17 protein-coding genes are annotated in these 21079 nt (G+C 54.6%); 11 read left to right on the top strand and 6 right to left on the bottom strand.

The window, feature by feature from the left end:
• The 6 genes from QZ522_RS09780 to QZ522_RS09805 all read left to right on the top strand — a co-directional run.
• Nucleotides 1-699: hypothetical protein (locus QZ522_RS09780; protein ID WP_294610480.1), on the top strand; the 699-nt coding region annotated here is incomplete at its 5' end.
• A 263-nt stretch (nt 700-962) separates the two neighbouring features.
• The gene (locus tag QZ522_RS09785; RefSeq protein ID WP_294610482.1) at nt 963-1157 is read left to right on the top strand and encodes a helix-turn-helix domain-containing protein; all 195 of its coding nucleotides are present in this window, start codon (nt 963-965) and stop codon (nt 1155-1157) included.
• A 166-nt stretch (nt 1158-1323) separates the two neighbouring features.
• On the top strand, nt 1324-3027 hold the full coding sequence (locus QZ522_RS09790; RefSeq protein ID WP_294610485.1) for a tyrosine-type recombinase/integrase: 1704 nt from the start codon (nt 1324-1326) through the stop codon (nt 3025-3027).
• Complete coding sequence (locus QZ522_RS09795) at nt 3024-4124, top strand: site-specific integrase (RefSeq protein WP_294610488.1); 1101 nt, start codon at nt 3024-3026, stop codon at nt 4122-4124. Before QZ522_RS09790 ends, QZ522_RS09795 begins: the two co-directional genes overlap by 4 nt.
• On the top strand, nt 4124-5752 hold the full coding sequence (locus QZ522_RS09800) for a recombinase family protein (RefSeq protein ID WP_294610491.1): 1629 nt from the start codon (nt 4124-4126) through the stop codon (nt 5750-5752). The genes QZ522_RS09795 and QZ522_RS09800 overlap by 1 nt, the downstream gene beginning before the upstream one ends.
• Before the next feature lie 180 nt (nt 5753-5932).
• Entirely contained in the window at nt 5933-7120 is a 1188-nt protein-coding gene (locus tag QZ522_RS09805; protein WP_294610495.1) for a site-specific integrase, read from the top strand.
• 29 nt (nt 7121-7149) lie between these two features.
• Here the strand turns inward: QZ522_RS09805 and QZ522_RS09810 are convergent, their stop codons facing one another.
• Nucleotides 7150-8139, bottom strand: coding sequence for a response regulator (locus QZ522_RS09810; protein ID WP_294610498.1), 990 nt, complete (start codon nt 8137-8139; stop codon nt 7150-7152).
• A gap of 330 nt (nt 8140-8469) precedes the next feature.
• Between QZ522_RS09810 and QZ522_RS09815 the strand changes: the two genes are divergently transcribed.
• The 5 genes from QZ522_RS09815 (at nt 8470) to QZ522_RS09835 (ending at nt 12662) form a co-directional block, all read left to right on the top strand.
• Nucleotides 8470-8634, top strand: a complete 165-nt coding sequence (locus QZ522_RS09815) for a hypothetical protein (protein ID WP_245813585.1) — start codon at nt 8470-8472, stop codon at nt 8632-8634.
• Between the two features lie 225 nt (nt 8635-8859).
• Nucleotides 8860-9576 carry a hypothetical protein gene (locus QZ522_RS09820; protein WP_294610503.1) on the top strand — a complete coding sequence of 239 codons (717 nt, stop codon included), beginning with the start codon at nt 8860-8862 and terminating at the stop codon, nt 9574-9576.
• 96 nt (nt 9577-9672) lie between these two features.
• Nucleotides 9673-9912: a helix-turn-helix domain-containing protein gene (locus QZ522_RS09825; protein WP_294610506.1), complete on the top strand. Its 240-nt coding sequence runs from the start codon at nt 9673-9675 to the stop codon at nt 9910-9912.
• 129 nt (nt 9913-10041) lie between these two features.
• Entirely contained in the window at nt 10042-10326 is a 285-nt protein-coding gene (locus tag QZ522_RS09830) for a hypothetical protein (protein WP_294610508.1), read from the top strand.
• Between the two features lie 512 nt (nt 10327-10838).
• Nucleotides 10839-12662 (top strand): DUF262 domain-containing protein, encoded by a 1824-nt coding sequence (locus QZ522_RS09835; RefSeq protein WP_294610511.1) that lies wholly within the window; start codon nt 10839-10841, stop codon nt 12660-12662.
• A gap of 187 nt (nt 12663-12849) precedes the next feature.
• Here QZ522_RS09835 and QZ522_RS09840 read toward each other — a convergent pair whose 3' ends face one another.
• From QZ522_RS09840 to QZ522_RS09860, 5 genes are all read right to left on the bottom strand, one after another.
• Nucleotides 12850-17175 (bottom strand): hypothetical protein, encoded by a 4326-nt coding sequence (locus tag QZ522_RS09840; RefSeq protein ID WP_294610514.1) that lies wholly within the window; start codon nt 17173-17175, stop codon nt 12850-12852.
• Nucleotides 17172-17570 carry a hypothetical protein gene (locus tag QZ522_RS09845; protein ID WP_294610517.1) on the bottom strand — a complete coding sequence of 133 codons (399 nt, stop codon included), beginning with the start codon at nt 17568-17570 and terminating at the stop codon, nt 17172-17174. Before QZ522_RS09845 ends, QZ522_RS09840 begins: the two co-directional genes overlap by 4 nt.
• 296 nt (nt 17571-17866) lie before the next feature.
• The gene (locus QZ522_RS09850) at nt 17867-18811 is read right to left on the bottom strand and encodes a toll/interleukin-1 receptor domain-containing protein (protein ID WP_294610520.1); all 945 of its coding nucleotides are present in this window, start codon (nt 18809-18811) and stop codon (nt 17867-17869) included.
• Between the two features lie 279 nt (nt 18812-19090).
• Nucleotides 19091-20086: an HNH endonuclease signature motif containing protein gene (locus QZ522_RS09855; protein ID WP_294610523.1), complete on the bottom strand. Its 996-nt coding sequence runs from the start codon at nt 20084-20086 to the stop codon at nt 19091-19093.
• Between the two features lie 356 nt (nt 20087-20442).
• Nucleotides 20443-20931: a GFA family protein gene (locus QZ522_RS09860; RefSeq protein ID WP_365353620.1), complete on the bottom strand. Its 489-nt coding sequence runs from the start codon at nt 20929-20931 to the stop codon at nt 20443-20445.
• Between the last annotated feature and the right edge of the window lie 148 nt (nt 20932-21079).

Below are 21079 nucleotides of genomic sequence, written 5' to 3' on the forward strand. Positions count from 1 at the left end.
CTAGGTATATTATATATGACAAAAGACCTGTTCCCCAGCCTGGATGAAAAATTTCAATGCCGTGTTCAAAGTGGCCTCAGGAAACACTTCAAAGAGGCGGCGCCGGAGATTGACGCCGAGAACTGGGAAAAGCTCAAACCTATCCTAGCCGCTTACAAGAAAGAGGCTGAATACTTGCGCGGTTTTGTCAACAAAGGTGAAGTCGCAAAGCTACGTCGGATCTCAGAGAAAACACAAAATCTCCTGACGGCCCTGGAGCAAGCAGATGAGGCCGGACTGACACTGATTGTCGAGCATGATTTGAAAGGAGGTCTTTCCGATGATGCGCAGTACTCTCTGGATGATCTTCGCGGCGCCCTAGAGACCCTTGTTCAAAACTTGACGACCCAACCACGCGAGGAACCTTTTTTGAAGGATACTTCTCGAGAGTGCCTGGTGGAGCGGTTTGGGGACTGGTGGCGCCGTTCGACCGGGGGGGAGCCTAAGGTCCAGGAAGGAATTGAAGGCTTCCCGCCGCCGACGCCATTCATGTACGTCGCCAATGAAGTGTTCAACCTTCCAGGCATGCCACATCCAACTGGAGCATCTTACAAGTCGCTAAAAGATCATTTTCGAAACATACGCAATCGAAAGAACAAGATCGCACGCCTGGGAAAACACATATCAAACCTATCCGGTCCTCAATCAGATAACACCTAGGGGATAGGCCGTTTTCAAAAACGGAAAATCGTCCATCCCTGATCCCGGGTGCTCCACCACGTATCTGCATTTCATGAAGAGCAAAATCATGGAGTGGCCGATGCGCCGGGATGTTTCACACCAACAGAGCACAGATCGCGCAGATGAGACACTGCGTGGGCTGGTTCGGCTGTTGGCGCGTGCGGCTGCCCGTGAGGCGTTGGAGGCCACTCCTCAAGCGGAAGATGAGCGTTTCGCAACTCTTCCAAGCGAAGGGGACGATCATGCCGAATAACACCAAGTACAAACCGGAACTGATGCTTACCATCGTCGATGTCGCAGAGATCTGCCGTGTCTGCGACAAGACCGTGCGCCGCTGGATTAAGGCTGGCGATTTGCCAGCGGCGAAGCTTGGAGGCCAGTGGCGCATCAGTCGTCGCGACCTCAACGCCTTCGTTAGCGACCGGATGAGCAGATGACCAGCTCTGTCCAATCATGTCTTTTGGTTTCAGTGGCTTATGGAGGTGTCGGGATAGCGTGCCCGCACAATCGCTTCCGGATTATTGTGCTACGCTTTCCCGAATAGGACCTGTTGTCCACCCGTGACCACCCGAGGTCAGCCCTTTACATAAGGAATGTCGCCCGATGACTGAAGATCTTTCCAAAGAGACGCCTGTCAGCCCCTTTGTTTCGGCCGAGGCGCCCATGTTCGACGGTGTAATTGCACAGCTTTCTAGCATGGAAAATCTGCCCCCGACACGGCGCCGGGATCTGAAGTCAGCGCTTAACACGCTGGCGCGCATCATTGGACGCAGGCCCTCCGAAATCCCGGCCAACATCAACTGGCTCCATGTCCGTGTGCGCAAGATCGTCCCAGCACAGCATAACATTACCAAAAAGCGCTTGGCCAACATCAAGAGTGATGCCTTGAAGGCGCTTGAACTCACCGGCTGCTCCCGCAAACGCTCCGACTGGCTTGCCCCTGTCAGCCAGGATTGGTCGGACCTGCTCGGTCGGATCGAGAACAAGCATGATCTTTGGAAACTGACCCAGTTGGCGCAATTCTGCTCGGCTCTGTCGGTGGGGCCGCAACAGGTAAGGGATCAACATACTCTGGACCTGCTTAAGACCCTGATCGAGGAGAGCTTCGTCAACCGGCCTGAGCATGTGGTGGCCAATGCCATCCGGACCTGGAACCGGTTGAAGGATCAGGTCTCCGATTGGCCCGAGGTGGCGTTGTCGCGGCTGCCGCGCAAGAAGGAACCCTGGACCTTTCACATTGAAACGTTTCCGGACGCGTTCCAGTCTGACGTCAATGCTTGGCTGGAGCGACTGCGCAATCCCGATCTTTTTGATGCCTCCGGTCCCAGCCAGCCCCTGCGCCCGACGACCATCGCGCACCGCCGGTTTCAGATTCAGGAGGTGGCCTCTGCGTTGGTGCGGTCAGGCAAACCCATGACGGAAATCACAAGCCTCGCCTTGCTCGTCGAGATGGACAATCTCAAGGCCGCCCTTCGGTGGATGATGGGACGCTTTAATGACAAACCTAAAGACGCCATCAAAGGCGTGGCTGTCTGCCTGCAGGCCATTGCAAACCATCATGTTGGCGTCGATGCCGCTCACCTCGATGACATTCGCGGGATTGTAAAACGCCTTGGCCGTGATGCTGACGGCTTGCGCGAGAAGAACCGCCAGCGCCTGCTTCAGCTTGAAGACAGCGAAAACCTTGCCAAGCTGCTGCATTTGCCGGCCGTCTTGGTCACGAAGGCAGAGCATCTTTTCGCAACAAAGCCCCGCAAGGCTGCTCTTCTTGTGCAGGCTGCACTGGCCATCGAGATCCTGCTGAACTGCCCGATGCGGGTTGGCAATCTCGCATCACTGAACCTCGAGCGGCATCTCAAGCCGATCAAGATCAAACGCGAGCACCGGACCCACATTCATATACCGTCGCATGAGGTGAAGAATAACGTCGCCCTGGACTATGAACTCGGAAAGGACGCCACGGTCTTGCTGAATTATTATCTGGAAAAGGCACGCCCGGTATTATTGGTGGAGCGTTCAGACTTTCTGTTTCCCGCCATGAATGGTGGCTCCAAAAGGCCGAATGGCGTTTCAACCCTGATCAAGAAAACCATCCTTGAGCACACAGGTCTGACGATCCATGCGCACTTGTTCCGCAGTATCGCGGGCAAGATCCACAGCCTCGTGCAGCCGGGCGATGTCACTACGCTGAGCCATGTGTTGAACAACTCTCTCAGCACGGCGATGAAGGCCTATGCGCAGTTCGAGCGCCGCTCAGCGTTGGAGCATTACCAGAACTCCCTTTCTGCTGTACGGAGCGCAGGATGACCCAGCTATTACCACATGAAGATCCCCTGCGTCGCTGCCTGAAGGTACATGAGTGGCCGGAAGCCGACCAGAGCGCTTGGGAAAAGCTTTTTGAGCCCGGAGATATTCTGGAGGGCACAGCCGGTCTTGGACAGCACTGGTGTGAGGACACCCGGGAAAAGTACCGCAAGGGATACGGAAGGTGGCTAACCTTCCTGATCACAAGCGGTCAGTGCGAGGTCAATCATGCGCCTGAAGACCGCGTCACATTAGAGGCCGTCTCTGCCTACATCGGCCAACTCTCTGAAGAGGTGGCAAGCTGGACCGTCTGGGGGCGGTTGTCCGAACTCCTGGCCGTTTGCAAAGCGATGGCACCTGCAGCAGACTGGTCCTGGCTCAATCGGGCGGTGCGGCGTCTTGAGGCACAGGGGAGAGCCTCGAAGGACAAGCATTCGCGGTTGCGGCCAGCAGCAGAGATTTCGCACTGGGCCTATGGAGAACTTGACCGGACCCTCAAAGCGCCACCGGCACGGCACGCGGAGACCAAGTTTCGGGATGCGCTGCTTGTAGGCATCCTGATCGCTTGCCCCACAATGCGGTTGGGCAATCTCACCAAGATAAAGATCGGCCAGCATCTAATCAAGCTCAAGGGTCGGTATGAGTTGCGCTTTCAGGGGTTCGAGATGAAAGCCCGCAAGCCCATCGAGATCCCCGTACCAGAAAGCCTGACAGCCTACATAAATCATTACATCGAGCAGGTACGGCCGATATTGCTCGACGGCAACGACAGCGATCGCCTTTGGATAACCCAGTATGGGAAGCCCATGACTGACAAGGCAATCCATGCTGCGATATCCAAGGCGACCGAGCGCGCCTTTGGACGTGCGATCAATCCGCACCTGTTCCGCGATTGCGCGGTGACCAGCGTTGCCATCGAGGATCCCAAGCATATTGGCATCGCAGCCCCAATTCTTGGCCACACAGATCCCAGGACAACGGAGAAACACTACATTCAAGCCCAACAGTTGCATGCGTGCAGAACGTTGGTGCGGTCTTTGAAAGACCTCAGGGCGCAACTTCAGCCCGCTGGGGCAAACGCAAAGCGGAGGAAACACTGATGAAAGCCGCCATTTATGCACGGTATTCGACGGACATGCAGAACCCGGCATCGATCGAGGACCAGATCCGGACCTGTGAGGAAAATATCTTTGCCGCGGGTGGAACGACGGTTCAGGTCTACACGGATGCGGCCATCAGTGGCGGCTCGATCAAGACACGCCCCGGCCTTCAGGCGCTTATCGTTGATGCAGGACTGGGTCGGTTCGATACGGTTGTCGCCGAATCCCTCGACCGGTTAAGCCGGGATCAGGAAGATATCGCCGGTATTTACAAACGCCTGCAATATGCAGACATCACGCTCACGACCCTTGCCGAAGGAGATGTCAGCGAGTTGCACATCGGCCTGAAGGGCACGATGAATGCACTCTTTCTCAAGGATTTGGCGCAAAAGACTCGTCGCGGACTGCGCGGCCGTGTTGAGCAAGGTCTGTCCGGAGGAGGCAATTCCTATGGCTACCGTGTTGTCCGCCGGCTGCTGGCGGATGGCAGTGCCGCAACGGGTGAACGTGAGATTGAACCTGCGGAAGCTGAAGTTGTTTCGCGTATTTTCTCGGAATACGTCGAAGGACGGTCTGCCCGGAAGATTGCAGCCGGCCTGAACAGCGATGGCATCCCCAGCCCACGAGGCGGGGAGTGGAATGCGTCAACGATCCACGGCAGCCGTCAGCGGCGTAATGGCATTCTTAACAACGAGATGTATGTTGGGCGCCTCGTCTGGAACCGGCAGCGCTTTGTGAAGGATCCAGACACCGGCAAACGGCAGTCGCGCCTGAACCCCTCTGACGACTGGATTTCCACGGAAGTTCCTGATCTGCGGATTATCGACGATGAGACCTGGCAAAAGGCGCAAGCGCTCAAGTCTCGCTACGCCAGTCATGCGGGCAACAAGCGTCAAACGAAGAAGCGCCTACTCACAGGGCTCATTAAATGCGGCTGCTGTGGCGGCAACATGTCGATTGCCCGCAAGGACCGTTACTATTGCGCCGCACGCCGCGAGAAAGGCACCTGCGAGGCGGCCTTTGGTATCGCCGCCGCGGAAGTTGAGAGCCGCGTGCTGGGCGGGTTGCGCGATATTCTCGTTGGTAATGATGCTCTGATTGACGAGTTCACGACCGAGTTGAAGGCCGAACTTGCTAGGTTGAGCAAGCGCAGCACCTCCGACCAGATAGCCTTGCAAAAGGACTTGGCAGAGGTTGAACGTGGGATCACCCGCTGTGTCGATTTCATAATGTCGGGAGACGGGGCGCCTGCCTCGGTTCGCGACCGGCTGACCACCTTGGAAGACCGCAAGTCCGCCCTGCAAGCGCAGATCGCCCGCAATCCGGTGTCGCCGGTTGTCAGGTTTCACCCGAACTACGCAGATCTCTACCGGAAGAAAGTCGGCGAACTCGCAGGCCTCCTCACGGATGAGTCGACGCGTGAAGATGCCATGACCGCTATCCGCAGCCTGGTTGACCGTATTGAGGTGCGCGCTGGCGCCAAGCGGGGAGAGACCGAAGTGACCTTGGTCGGCACGTTGGCCGGCATATTGGCCCTTGGGACAAACAAGAACGCCGCCCCGGAGGACGGCGGTACGTTCTTGTTGGTTGCGGGAGTAGGATTTGAACCTACGACCTTCAGGTTATGAGTCACGTTTTGCCGATTCACATGGGCTGCGCCGGATTACGCCCATTTACCCTATCTTATTGGAATCGCTTTCTTTTTGTTGACGACCGTTACGCCGGAGTCCTACGCCTTACCCCGTGATTTGCTTCCAAATGCTTCCACTGTGCTTCCACAGACCGGGGCAAGACTGAGGGGATAGGGCATGCCAAAGCTGACCAAACGCAGTGTCGAAGGCTTCGAAATTCGAGACAAGGGCTATTTCGAATGGGATAGCGAGATTAAGGGATTTGGCGTGCGCATCATGCCATCGGGCACCAAGACCTATCAGGTGCAATATCGCAAAGGCGGGCGCACCCGGCGGGCCTCTATCGGGCGGCATGGCAATATCACCGCAGATCAAGCCCGCAACCGGGCCAAGGAAATCATGGGCGATCTGTCCAAGGGAGAAAACCCGGTCGAAGAGATTGCGCAGCACCGCCGCGCGCCTTCCGTTGCCGCCTTGTGCGAAAGGTTCTTCAAGGATCACGCGCAGCACCGCTGCAAACCCAGTACGCAAAGCGAGTATCGCCGGGCCATTGATCTGTTCATCAATCCGGCGATTGGCAATTTCAAAGTTGTTGATGTGGAGCGCCGCGACGTGTCGGAGCTACATCACAAGATGCGCGACAAGCCCTATCAGGCCAATCGGGTTCTGGGCGTGCTGTCGAAGATGTTCAATCTGGCCGAAGTCTGGGGCCTGCGCCCGGACGGGTCAAACCCGTGCCGCCATGTGCCCAAATACCGCGAAGAAAAGCGGGAACGGTTTTTAAGCCAATACGAGTTGCAGAGACTTGGGCAAACGCTGGCCGAGGCAGAGTGCGACGGATCGGAAACCCCTTACGTGATCGCCGCCTTTCGGCTGTTGATCCTGACCGGCTGCCGGTTGGGCGAGATACAAACCCTGCAATGGAGCTTCATCACCGATCAGGGCATGGAGCTGCCAGACACCAAGACCGGCGCGCGGCGCATTCCACTGCCCCAAGCTGCCCGTGCGGTCCTGAGCACCCTGCACCGGCTGTCTGACAACCCTTATGTCATCGCGGGCAAGGTGCCGGGCCGCTATGCCACCGACTTGCAGCACCCGTGGCGGCGCATCCGCGAACGGGCGGGCCTTGACGATGTGCGCATCCACGACCTGCGCCACACCTACGCGTCAAATGCGGTTTCATCGGGTATGCCTATTCAGATGGTGGGGCGGTTGCTGGGTCACACCCAGATACAGACCACCATGCGGTATGCACACCTCGCGGATGATCCCGTAAGGCGTGCAGCAGAAGAAAATTCAGATCAATTAAGCGCTTTCATCGGGGTAGGTCAAGTATGGGAGCCCAGCCTTCGGGTTGTGAAGTAACCGCCGCATCTACATAGTCATCTGTGCCATCACGCTGACCTGTTGTACCAGAAATCTTCCAGGTTTCTTCCGTAGCGTTGGCTTTCTCTTTCCGCGCTTTCGTGTGCCTGCGCGAGGGCATCAATCGCCTTGTCGCCGGATTTCCAAACCAAGCGAATTACATCGCCTACCGACACGCTCACCCTCATTGGCCTGCCGTCGTTAAAACTCAAACCCATTTGACTAAGTAATAGGTTTACCTTGCCGGTCAGTTCGACCGAATCTGGTAGCCAACCATCTTCCAGAATGCATACAAAGGTCCCGCTCCCGGCATAGGCGGTCAGGAACTGATGGCCCTCCAAACATGCAGCGATAGCTTCAGATACGTCAGTCACAAGACACTCGAATTCAAACCATGACGTTGTCTCGAACAGGTCCCGTATCCCACGAATGCTGAATGCCAAAATACAGGACCCGAAGAGCTCTTTCCTTGAAATCAAAGAAACATAATTTTCAAGTGCCTGATGCCCGATCACACCATCCACATTCTTAATGCGAAAGGGTTCATGCAAAGGCGGCCTTAGATCGACGACCCCGTTGAGTGCTTCAGTGTCTGGTTCCACGGGCGCCGCAGTGGGGCCTTCAGTGAGTTTTTTGCGACTGGCAACCAGATTTTCCACCAATGCAAGGCGACCGCGCAGTTCGCCGATTTCGAATGGCTTGGTAATGTAATCATTTGCCCCGGCCGCGAAAGCACGGTCGATATAGGATTTATCTGACATTGCGGTGAGCATCAGGATCGGGGTTTCTTGATACTCAGGGCGGTCGCGCAGGATCTGGCAGAGCTCGATTCCATCTGTACCCGGCATTTGAATATCTAACAGAAAACAGTCAAATGGCTTTGCAACTGATCGTGCAACCAGATCGAGCGCGTCCGTAGCGCATAACGCTGTTTCTATTGTGTTATCACCGGTGGCATTCACAAATGCCTCAAGTAACTCAATAATGCTTGGTTCGTCATCGACTGCGAGTATATGCATCTAACTGCCTTTCTAAGATTTTTACCCCCCTCCATAAAACCCAACAACTCTTTGGTTGCATTTTTACCCCATACAGCAATTTAAACATGATCTTCCTAAGATTGAAATACAATGGGATTATGTCTGCTTTAAGGAATTTTGAGAGATGAACGCCTTTTAGACACACAAAGGCGCTAAAAATATATCATGCGCAGTATCGCAAAGCCGCCCGCGCAGCTCTGAGCACTCTGCCACAGTTGCCTGACAATCCTTACGTGATCGAGGGCAAGCCTTCGCGATGTGCGCCACACCTACGCATCGAATGCGGTATCGTCAGGAATACCTATTCAGATGGTCGGGCACTTGCTGGGTCACACCCAGATGCAGACCACAATGCGGTACGCACATCTGGCCGATGATTCCGTAAGGCGGGCGCTAGAGGAAAACGCGGGTCGTCTGAGCGATTTCATGGGGTCATGCTCTGTCAGGGAACCGGACCTTCGGGTTCTGAAATAGCCGCCCTATATACTATATAGGGGGGGTCGCCCTATATAGGTCAGGCAGGAAAATCCATCAATCCCTATACAATAAATAGACGGGGCAATCGGCATTCCCATTCCTCACTGCGGTTGTGAAATGGCCGCCCCTATAGATACCATTATGTAAGGAACGGAATCAGCCGAGAAACAGGCGCTTTCGTATGTGACTGGAACGTTACAGGCAAAGAGGTGATTAAACTGGATGGCTCCAGAAAAGTATTACGCCGAAACTTATGACATTCAAACAGTCTCAAAGCTTTGCCGGATCGCGGGAATTGATCCCTCGAATGCACCGCACGCTCGGCAGGAATTAGAACACTTCGCCGCGATCTATCGCTGGGAGCATGCCAGAACCGCAAACAAGACTCCGGGCAAAGCAACGAAGCGAGAATTGGAATCTCTTGCCAATCAAACCGCGCGCCTTGTGGAAATACTTGCCAAGCTATCACCAGACGCAGCGGCGGCGATTGAGCGGCAAGTTGATGTAGATGCGCGGTTAGGCATCGCGCGCGATTCCGGTGCGCCGAACGGGCCATCCCTGTTCATTCGGCTAGACGATTTTTCAGACGACCTCATGGGTCTCAGTGTCAATCTGGAAATGCTTCAAGCTGTTTTAGGCGGTCTGCATGACGCGGCAAGCACTGTAGCTCACACCACACACAAGAGCCGCTCAGGTAAAACGCAAGACTTTGGGCTTTTACTATGGCTTTCGAATATCAAGAAGTTTTGGCACGCACATACCGATCTACCGTTCTCACGTGATGTGACCCAAACCGGCGAGCCGATCACGAACGCAGGCTCATTCTGCCTTACTGCCTTTCGCAAGATAGAACCTGATTGCCCGACTTCCCGCGTTATGAACAGCATGAAATATGTTATAAAAAAGGGCAATAAGTCTACTGGCAAAATTCGGGCATAAACCCGCCCCGAATGTTGCCAGCGGTTTCGCTCGAAAAGCGCAAGAGGCCGCAGTTAATATCACCTCATAGCAGTCAGCGAATGAGGGACAGACAAAATGCCAAATACAAACCTTGCGAACGCCACCGCTGAACCCGCCGCTGATTATCTCGACGGGTTCATCGACGAAACCCAAGCCGCAGACTTTCTCTGCCAAAGCGTGCGCACGCTGCAGAAATGGCGTGTGTCCGGCTTTGGGCCGCATTTCTACAAGCCGGGGCGGTCGGTGCGCTATCGCCGCCGCGATCTGTTGGAATGGGCCGACACACGCCGCCGCGCGCACACGTCAGCCGCATAATCGAGTTTTGCCCGTGCGGGGTTGGCAGCACCGTGCGGGATTTTGGGGCCGGATGGCTTCAACAAGGGGCGCGGGGTGTCGCCACCTCGCGCCCTTCCTTTGTCACCACTCAACATAAAGGAGAGAGAAATGTTGGATATGAAAACCGAACAAGCCCATACGATTACTATTGAGCGGGCAGAGTTCGAAAAGACCGATGACGTAAGCTTGGCGATGAAAAAGCTCCGCAGTAGCTGTAGCGCCCTCGTCTGGGATCAGGCTCAGCGCCACGAAGACTTTCTAGAAGGAGTGCGTTTTGCCGCCGAATATTTTGGTGCCGTTTGTATGGCCAGAAATGTACTTGAGGGTAGTGGTTTGGATACGATTAGCGTTTCGATCTCAAACCACAAGGTCGGAACATTAGCGCCCCGTTGAGGTTTGTCCCTCCCCTATCCACCATCACCGCCGGGCGTTCGCGCCCGGCCCCAAAACAAAAGCTGCCCCGCCGGAGGCACCTTTAAGGGCGCGCAGCGCCCGCACCCGGCACGAGCCGGGGAAACGTCGATCTAAATGATGGAATTTGAGGAGGGATCTTGTAATACCCCCCTCTACCAATACGAAATCGTAAGGTAGCGCAAATGACCGTAGAGATTCTGCACAGTGGCTTTGACGGGCTAAGACTGACGATTGAGACTGATGTTACGCCAGCCCTTCGGCTATGGGCGGGAAGCGGCCGTTCGCTGCCTTTCAAGTTAAGGTCTGTTATGTTGACGGAAGCTCCTTGGGGATACGCAAACTCAAAAACTCTATTGTTGAAGCTATGATTTGTACCGCAGCAATGCTTGCCACCTTTCGTTGTTGATCTTTTTTGATTTACAATGTGTTGTCGGACAAGGAACCGATGGACCAGTAAGGCGGCTGGTCAATTCAGCAAAAGAGGCGGTGTATTGCAGGACATCCAAGGCGACGACAAAACACTTGAAGTGCTGCTTTCCGGATCAGCATTCGGGATCGACTACTACCAGCGTGAATACAGGTGGAAACGAAAGCAGCTTCAGGAACTCGTTGATGACCTCTACGGCCAGTTTTCACAGACCTGGAGCCCCGGAACACCATTGGAAAAGCAGTCGAAATACTTCCTCGGCTCCATTGTTATCAGCAAGGCGGGCGATGTGCGCAACATCGTTGATGGGCAACAGCGCATAACGACGTTGACGCTGCTTTTGATCTATCTGAACCATCTGCAACAGGACCATACGAAGAAGGTCAACAAGATCGAGCAGTTGGTCTTTGACGAGGACCCAGGCGGTCCCAAGTTCAAGCTCGACATCCCGGAACGCAACGACTGCATGTCAGCCCTACTTAACGGCGAAAGCTACAACCCCGAGGGCAAATCCGACTCTGTTCGCAATCTGGTGGACCGTTACGACGATCTCGATGACATCTTCCCGAAGTCCATGTCGCCTGACGAACTCAACATGTTCATCTGGTGGATCATTCGAAACGTGAAGCTGATCGAGATCACCGCGAACGACGACGGCGACGCTTACACGATCTTCGAGACGATGAACGACAGGGGCCTCTCCCTCACCCCTACAGATATGCTCAAGGGCTATCTGCTTGCCAATATCGAAGACCCGGACAAGCGGATTGAAGCGGACAAGCTGATCAAATCCTACCTGACCAAGTTCGCCGAATTTGGTGACAACACCGAGGCAGACTTCTTCAAAGCCTGGCTGCGGTCGCAATATGCTAAACGGATCAGGGAGCGAAAAAAGGAAGCCAAGAACGAAGACTTCGAGCTGATCGGCACGGAGTATCACCGCTGGATACGTAACAACGCCAAAGAGGTGGGGCTAAACGCAAGCGATGCTTTCTACCAGTTCATCATCAAGAACATGCGCATCTTCGCGGACCTATACTTGCGGCTCCTCAAGGCGTCGGCCACCCGCAAGAAGGGGCTGGAGAGTGTCAAATACAACGCCGATGCGGGCTTCACGCTCCAGCACCATATCATCCTTTCGGCGGTGAATGCGGATGACGACAAAGGCACCGCCAAGGCCAAGATGGGCGTCGTTGCCGACTTCATCGATAGTTGGCTGAACGTCCGCTTTTGGAACTACAAATCCAACAGCTATTCCCAGATGCAGTATGCGGCCTTCACCGTGATCCGCAGCATCCGGGGCAAGACATTAGCCGAGGTGCGGCAGGCGCTGCACAAACGGTTGGAGGAAGAGTTCGAAGAGATCGACTTCGAAAACTGGGTGCGGCTCAATCAGTTCACCTCCAAAGCGATCCACCGGCAATTGGCCCGCTTCACCGACTGGCTGGAACGGCAAGCAGGGGAGCCGGGGCGGTACGAGGATTACATCGTCCGCTCTGGCAAGAATGCTTATGAGGTTGAACATATACTCGCCGACAAGTTTGAGATGTTCACAGACGAGTTCGAGGACGCTGGCGCATTTGAGGAATGGCGCAACTATATTGGCGGGCTACTGCTCTTGCCTAAGAAGGTGAACGCCAGCCTCGGAGATGATCCGTATGGGAAGAAGCTGCCGCATTACCTGAAAGCCAACGCGCTCTCCCAATCGCTGCATCCGGATTTCTACAAGAACAATCCTGGTGTGCTGAAGGCAATAAAGACGCAAAAGTTGGCGTTTGAGCCCCATGATGAGTTTGGCTGGCAAGACATTAAACAACGATCTGACCTCTACTGTGCCCTCGCGACCCTGATCTGGTCGCCGGACCGGTTAATGGGGAAAACCATGTAAAGCACCCGTCCGCTGTGGTTTGACCCAAAGTCCGGTTTGGGCCGGTCATGTAGCTTCTGCCCTCGACATGAGGGGCGGAAAGTGTGAATTCGCCGCTCTGCAGCGGAGACACTCGGGAAGCTCCAAAGCGGACTCTGATCATCGAAATCGTGGATACATCAAATAGCGCCTCGATCGGCGCAGATATCTACTCGTTCGCAGTAACTGAGTAATTGATCCCTTTCACCGAAAGCAGCAGTTCTGAACGTTCCTCCATGATGGCGTTGGCAATGCTCTGCAACCAGGCGACCGTCGTTTCCAAATCCATTCTTTCGCCGGTGTCTGGATGCTCCCATTGCCGCGTTTCGCGCATACAGATTAAGAGGCAGCCAACTCGACATCGCTCATGGTTCAGATAACGCCCCACGAGTTGGCCGATCAAGGCATCTTTTAGTTGGCTTCCGCTCCATCGATGTCTTGCGTCATCTAACTTCGCCTCTATTGATGCGTATCGGTCCAAACCGGCTGCGTGCAGTCGGATGTCTGTTCGCTTTTCAGCAATTGCCACGGCTTCTTGTGTAACAAGGTATGCACCACGGGCATTCTGGGTCAGCCAGTACGAAAGGAATTGACGTAGCTCAGTTTCGCCTTCCACTTTTCGCAAAGTCGCTACAGTCGTCTGCTCGTCGTTAAGTAGGTGGTGTTCGAAGTCTGCCAGCCTGTGGTTCATGACCGCAAACAGTGAAGGGTCATCGTAGGCACGGTAGTTTCGCTCTTGATCAAATTTTTGGAACACCGAGGCACTCATGGCCTCGGGTTCCGATATGTTCGCCGCCAACTCTGTTGCCATTTGTTTCAAACGGTCGGTCAGATGCGCAAATTCGGGCATTGCGGACAGTTCGTAAAGTACTGACAGCGTTCTCGGTGACTTCGTTGATGTAAGGGTACTCAGAAGGAACCCGCGAGCTTCTTCAGCGTGATCTCGAGTGTTCGGCGTAAAGGTGCCCTCATGATGTTGATCGTCTTGAGGGCTCACCGTTTGGTATGCTCTTATGACAAGTTGGGTCAACAAATTGAGACGGCGGGCATTCTCTATCCCGTCAAAACTCGGTTGTCTGCTCCAGTGACGATCACCGAAGATGGCAGCAAATATGGAAATCGCAGCGTCTCGGGCTCCTTGCGTTGACAAATCGGCGGTCGCTGCCAGCACGGTTTCGCACCCTTGCTCCAAGTCCAGTTGGGTCAACATCTTCAGCCAAAACCGATGGCTTTCAGCGGTCATTTGGTTGGAAGCGGCGAGATGATTCTGGATCGTACTGACGGCTCTCGAAATGGCTTCTTCTGTGCCATGGGCGGCAATTAACTCAAAGGCATATTTGAGATCGGTCTGGGTATCTCGACCCATCGCATTCTCAAATGCTGGCAAGCTATCTGTAGCCGCAGTGGCTGCGATTTGGCGCATGAACGGTGTGCCGTGGTGGAGTGCGTCATGCAAAATGGGCGCCCGTCCTACATCCATCAGGTTTGCGAGCTGTCGGTTGATTTCAGATCCAACGACTTCTTCGATGGCGTGAGGGTGGGCCGCTTCCAGCTGCGGCAGAAAGGCTCCGAACCCGTTCAGCTCCAATGTTGAAATACGCGTCGCCCTAACTGCTTCATCATGCGATAGGGCTTCGGCCCAATTCGCGGTCTCAGCCTCACATTTGAGCGCAGCAAGTGCCATCAAGCTGGTGGCTGAATAGCTATTCCGATCTTCTTCCGCGCGCTCACTGAACAGCGATACGCCGGTGCGCCGCCAAAATTCAGACAGACCTTCCCTAACACCTACGAGAAAATCCGGAGAAAACGCTGTCTCAACGAACTGTGCGTCCCAATACCCCCACGTATTGTGGTCGCGTTCCGTTTGCTGCATGATATTGTGCAGGTTGTAGAGCGTGTTTTCCCGGTCTGCTTCCCCAAGCATTAGATCTTCGGCAGCAAGAACGTCTTGACGCCATTGTCTCCAACCATCCTGCCGCTCAGCTTCTTCGATTTCACGCTCCCGTTGCCAATTCTGGTGTTCAATTTCGTGCTCGTTAGGTTCTTGGGGCGGAGGATTCAGTATCCGCTCCAGCTCCACTTGTAGGTCTTCACGGTCAGAAATGAGCTCTGCCATTTCGACCGCAAGTTGGGCGTTTTCGCCACCTCGGACAAACATGCTCAGCGTATAGAACGCTACGCCGCGTCGTTCCTCAATTGCTCCAATCGCAAGAGCGCGAAGAAGCCAAGGAACATCCAACTCTCTAAAGGGTCGTAGGATTCGCCCATAGTCGGATCGCACAAATCGTTGCCAGTCGTTCTCTGGCTCCTCTAGGGCTTCTGCCAAGTCGAAGCACGCCCAAAAATAACCTTCCCGCAAGGCAACATTGCCGGACAATGCCTCTTGCAGCCTTTTGGTCTCCTCTTTGGCGATTATGCTCTCGCGGCGCTCTCCAAAGTGAAACGCCACCGCTACACTCCACGCCCAACATGGGATTTCTTCGCTGGACTTCGGTGGTGTCAGATCGCAAGCCGCTATCACAGGATCGACGAAGTGATCAAAGCTTGAATGCGCTTGGTAGACGCGACTTTCCTCAGTTCGGTTTGTCCAAATTGCGTCGACCAAGTCGCCCCTGACTTGGGTCCTTTGCTCCGTGCTCATGGCATCCGACTTGATCGCCTGAAACAACGCATAACCCAAGCCATGAACGGAACGTGGCACTTCGTTCAGCATCCTTGCAAGAACCAGAAACGCTTCCAGTTCAATAGCTTCAGGAAACAGTTCAGGCAGCGCATTGCGCACAACCCGTTCGGGCCAATTGCCCGCCACCATGCTAGTCCCGATCTCGCGTTTCTGCTGACTGCTTCCACATCTAAGAACTGCCCAGACAGCAGATGTCCGATGATGGTAATCCAAGCTCTCGTCGAAGGCCGCTTGAAATGCCAAATCGGCGCAATCGGCCATTGGCGTCAGGTACACCAGCTCGAGAAACAGTTCCCGAGTGTCGTGACCTGTATAGGCTTGATCCCACAACTCTTGCACCAGCGGCGCCAACTCCGGTGTCGACACGCGTTTTAACTCAGTGTGCCCAACGCCGACCCTGCGCCAGTCGCTACCAGAATATCGCTCAACAAACCTGCGCAGCAGCTCGGCGCGCAGTTCGAGGCTTAGAATCGCAGGTATTCCTTGGCGGAACAGTAAGAGAGGGTTCCGATCTTTGACCTCAGTCAGAATGTCTGGGTTCCACAACGCCAACCAAGCCACCACAGGTTCCATGCTTGGGATTATCACTCGCTCTTCGCCAATGCTCGTGAACAACAGATGGTGGAGATCACTCGTTGCAAGACCTTGCTCGCGTAACTTCTGAAGGCGTTGTGCGGCCAAGAACTCCTGCGTGGAACGATGATGAAAGCGCACAGCGCCGACGCCTGTGGGATCAAACAAGGACTTGCCAAGCAACTCGACCTGCTCATCGTTCGACCAATCCGGCAGGATGTCGGCGACACTCACCCCCTCCGCGTCACCGCCAGGCGCGGCAAAGTAGATTGATCTACGCTTCATGAGGAATAGCCCGAGCGCAATCCGCTCAGCCCCTTCCATGCTTTTTTCTAGGCTTAGACCGTTGCGCTTTTTGTCAGAGGTTTCGCGAAGTCGTTGGCCAATGCCAAAGACCAATTGATCTTGGAGGTTGCCCAGGTGCCCTTCCGCCGCCAACTGATCAAGTGCGGCCATGATGTCGGCAGGCAGTCGGTAGAGGTGCCAGAGTTCTTTTTCCTCCAAGTGCTGAGCAAAGGCATCGGCGTGATCTGCTGCGTAAAGATGCGCAAATTCAACGATCTCGTTTCTAGATAACGGCAATAGTGCGAGGACCTTTACTGGTTCGTCTCGATCGCCGGTCGTTTCCTCTCCATCATCTGGGGTCGGGATTCCTTCTCGCGCAATCACTGCCGTGAAAACTTCTTCTCCTGCAGGAGCTTCAGTAACCTCGGCGGCTCTTTCTCTCGGCGCGACCAAAGCGGTCACGACCTGCAGATCCAATTCGTCAGTCCAATCATTAGGTCGACATGAAACGAAGAAGCGTGCCCGGTGCGTCTGGGCACCTACTGCAGTCTGGATTTTTCGCAATGCACGGCGCAGCGTCCCCTTGCGCAGCTTCAACTCGTCGACCGCGTCCAAAAAGAACACAGCTTCCGCGTCAGATGCCTCTAACCAGTATTGGAATTCTTGCTCTTCTTCTGCGGTAATTGCGTCAAAGAACTCTCCGTCTTGAAGCAATTCAAGCGGAACAAAAAACGCAGCTTGTCCCTGATCTTTGAGCACCTGCTTTTGCTGTTTGAATTCATGAGTCTTACCGCACTTCCCCTCACCCAGGACGACCACGCAGCGGTGTGCATACAGATCGCGCCAACGTAGGGAACCGTGCTCATAACTCCCCCAGATAGACATGTAATCAGGATCACGCAGACGCTCTTCGGATGGGGACGCAAAACGACGGTTAAATGGGACGTGGATCATGTTGCGGTCCACAAGACACGCTTGTCTTGACCCTCCCCAAGAACAATCTGCCAATTCAAAAACTTAGCCTTAGCTTCTCCCGATGAAACCAGCCCTTCATGCAAGGTGATTTGGATTTGACGGCCGAACGATCTTTCTGCTTTCGCCGCCACAACAAGTTTTGTGTCGCTCCTAGTCACTGAAAGCATGGGCGCTTCAGAGGAATATTCGTCAACGAAGCTAGTCTCATCGATCTCAATTCGTACTGATGGAATGATCAGTCCACCCCAGCTTTCGTTGCCTTCGGCCTCGAAGAACATCGATTTATGCTGCCCCGAAAGAAAAACCGCTGTCGGTACGTCGTTGAGTTGGCCAACCAGTAACGTTTCCTCATACTTCGAGGTCGGCAGGATCAAGCTAAGCGGCTTTGCGATACCGACTTTTCCGACTGTGAATTCACTTGGCGACAGCATTTCTTTCTCTCAGAATAATAACCGATGGGCGGCAACTGGGATGATCATGAACGGCCCTGCAGTTTCGCTTTTCGCATCTCCACTAAGCCCAACCCCTCCGAATGTCGGTTCGGCGGCACTCTGGGCAATGTAGAGCTGTGGTTGGGCGATTGTCGCGGCGAGCTTCGCGTTGTTCGTCCTTACTGAGCACCGCGATTTTGAAACGGTGACCGCAATTGTTGCAGTGAAAGCGAGCACGGTCAGGCATGACTAATGCCTGCTTGCTCAATAAACTGGTTCCATAAGTACTCTGCAGCTTGCTCAGGATCTAGCCGGTCAGGCTCATTCCCGAACATTGACATAGTCACAACTAGGAACTGTTCGTATTCGTCGGACGAGACGTTGAAGCCACCGTTTGCCGTATTGTCTGCTGCATTTTCATTGAAAGAAAAATAGATGTCGCCCAACGCGAACCCCGCGTTTCGGCAGTGCACTGTGATATGCGCCGTTCCATGCTGCCGGCCACGATTGACAACGGTGCCGCCAAAGGAGTTTGCGCCTCGGTCTACAAATCGGCCCCGCAGCCCCTCGACAGCATCTATCTCAGCAATCGCCAGCTTGAAATAGTCCCTGATCGTAGTGAACGCCGCGTCGCGATATTCACTGCGGTCGATTTCGTCGAAGTCGCGTTCAACGCGATAGCGGGGGGCGACTTGTTGTGCTGAAGCTAGCTCTGTTTCATCAGCGGTTGAATCGAGCGCATTCGACACACCTGCATCTACTATCCGGCGAATTTCCTGAATGACATCTAGGTATGCAGTATTCGCGTTCGTCCATTCCGAGATCGGAAGACCGTCCTTCGGCACTGCTTTCAACCGTCGGAGCTGAGGCATTGCAGCCCAGTCACATGGTTCAACGATGATAGGGACAACCCGTGCCGCGCGCGCTTCGTGCCGCTCCAAGGCTCGTTGCATCTCTCGTTCAACACAATAGTTGGACGCTATGAAGTCGGGGCTAACCATCAGTAGGAAAAGCTCAGCCGCCTCTAGCTCTTCGCTGATTTCATCATCCAAAACCTCACCCGCCAAGATTTCGCGGTCGTACCATGTTTCGATCCGACCTTCCCGCTGAAGGTTCGCAAGATGAACATGCAGGCGGTCAAGTGCGTCTGCATCTCGATGGGAGTAAGAAATGAAAGCTCTCATGTGTCTGCTCGAAATGTTTGTATTTTGTTCTATTCTATCTGGCCGGGTCTAGGTCGGCAACTAAGATTCGGGAGTTACTGCCCAATTCGCAAATGGGGTATCACTTCCCAACCAATGTCTGCTCTTGCAATGCTGCAGCGCAGCGCGAGCTTTCAAAGCCAAAGCCAAAGCCAAAGCCAAAGCCAAAGCCAAAGCCAAAGCCAAAGCCAAGGCCCGGTCTGGGCCGGATCCGGCATTAGAAATGGGTCGACAAATACACCAAAACGCATGGCGCGCTCTTCACGTATAGTCGTCGATGCTGTCCTCCAAACTCTCGCCGGTCAGCTCGCAGAAGGTCTTTAGAGCACCTTGTAGCGTGAAATATTGATGTTCGCTGCGGTGAACGAACAGCTCGCCACGGATCGTGACCATGGCGACAGCCCAGTCCTTGATCGCGTCAGCTTCCGCAGCACGGGTAAGAACGACCAGCCCATCTTCGACAAGCGCGCACTGAACGACCAAGCTCTGGTAAATGTCGTTCCGGGCGAAGACCTCACCGAACCGGAGGTTCTGAGCGTATCGCTCCAAACCATCTTCTGACACCGCCTCCGGGCATCCCGGAAACTCAGTCGGAACCCTCCACTTCACTTGGATCGCCGATAGCGTCAGGCTTTCATACTCTTCTGGCTCCGGCTCGAAGTCAGCTCGCTCACGGGTGCCGTAGAGCCACTCGCCGATTGCGCCGCCGCTCGGAACCGATCCGCTCTTCGCCCATGCCTCGAAGCGGGACTTGGTTCTGGCACCCTCTTCCTTGGACACGGTCCGCATCCATGAGACGTCGGGGAAGGATGTCTCGTTTATGGGCTTGGACGGATCTTCGAGAAACGCTTCTATCGAGCCATAAGCCAGCTCAATGCGGCGGGCGGTGGTTTCGTTCAGGAGTGCGTTTTCCAGCCGAGTGAGCCAGCGCAGGTTCTCGGACCTGTTATTCGCCCGATTGGTGTCGATGTGATCGACGACATGCTGATCGGTGGGTGGCGGACCGTTGAAGGCGCTGCAAACGATGCGATGGATCGGCACACCGGCCAGAAGATGGTAGCCGGTCGTGAGGTTCTGGCGTCCGAAAGTCCATGCCTTGTCGAGCGGACGAGCGCGTTTCCGGAACTCGTTTAGTCGATAGACCGCGCCGTTGTCACGGACGCGATATCGCTCGCCGCGATATTCGACCTCGACTTCGGCTTCGTAGATTTCCAACAGGTGATCATGCTCGCCCACAGGCGTTTTTGACGATGGCATCTTGCTCTCCAGTGCAAAGGTGTCTCGGCCGTTCTCCAGAATGGTCCGGTGCCGGTTATTGTTGGCAGACGTGAAATAGTGCGTCTGGCGCTGCCTTATGCTCTGGACGCATCGAGAGACTGTCGAATGTGTGAGGTTAAAGTCAAGAAAAACGATGGACAGCGCGTCCTCTCGCTACGCCCGCTAGTTTGAAGGAACTTTAATGACGGCTTTGCGGGCTGCAACCGCAGCATCCAAGCACGGCATTGAGAGTCCGGTTAGGGCCGTGAACGACGCCGCGCAAGAGCTTGCACAGCGCGCTCCAATACCGCACCGCCTCAAGTCCGCTGTGAGCCCGAGTGTCCGTTTGGATCGTTCTAAATGTCACCTATGATATGAGGCTTGTCAAAAATTGTCGGTTCTATTGGAGAGCCGTCATTTTCAGTTGCGTGTTTCTCAAAGGTGTTAAAATGCGGTGGGATTATGGTGCCTTTCCGCGCCACTCCTAAGAATATGTGCTTGGAGTTCTCCGGCATGATTATCAGCCAATTGGGGTCGTCGAGCGTTCCACCGTAAACACCAACAGCACTTTCGAAACGTTCAAAAGTCAAAAACAACTTCGTCCCGCAGTTGCCGCAGAAATGAACATATACTTTCTTTCCACTGCCTTCGGATAGATGCGTATAACGCTTCGGCTTGCCGCAAACCATTGCGAAGTCTGCGTTATCAAACACTGGCTCAACCAAGTATGCCGCACCCGTCGCGCGCTGACAGAATCTACAATGACACATGGTCGTTCTTGCCGGCTGATTGTAGACTTCGTACCTCAGTTCACCACAAAGGCATCCGCCTTGAGCGCTCGTCATCCCAGTTTCCCCCAAGCCTTAGTTTTCTAACAATAGCATAAAACCATTTGGCTGTCTCAATGGCCAGTTGGCGTTGGGCTTGAGTTTGCGTCCGCAGCGAATGTCCGCTTCGACGGGGTGCGACGCAGCATCGCGACTCCTCGGTCAA

The organism is uncultured Roseovarius sp. (genome assembly GCF_913054395.1).
Classification (GTDB): Bacteria; Pseudomonadota; Alphaproteobacteria; order Rhodobacterales; family Rhodobacteraceae; genus Roseovarius.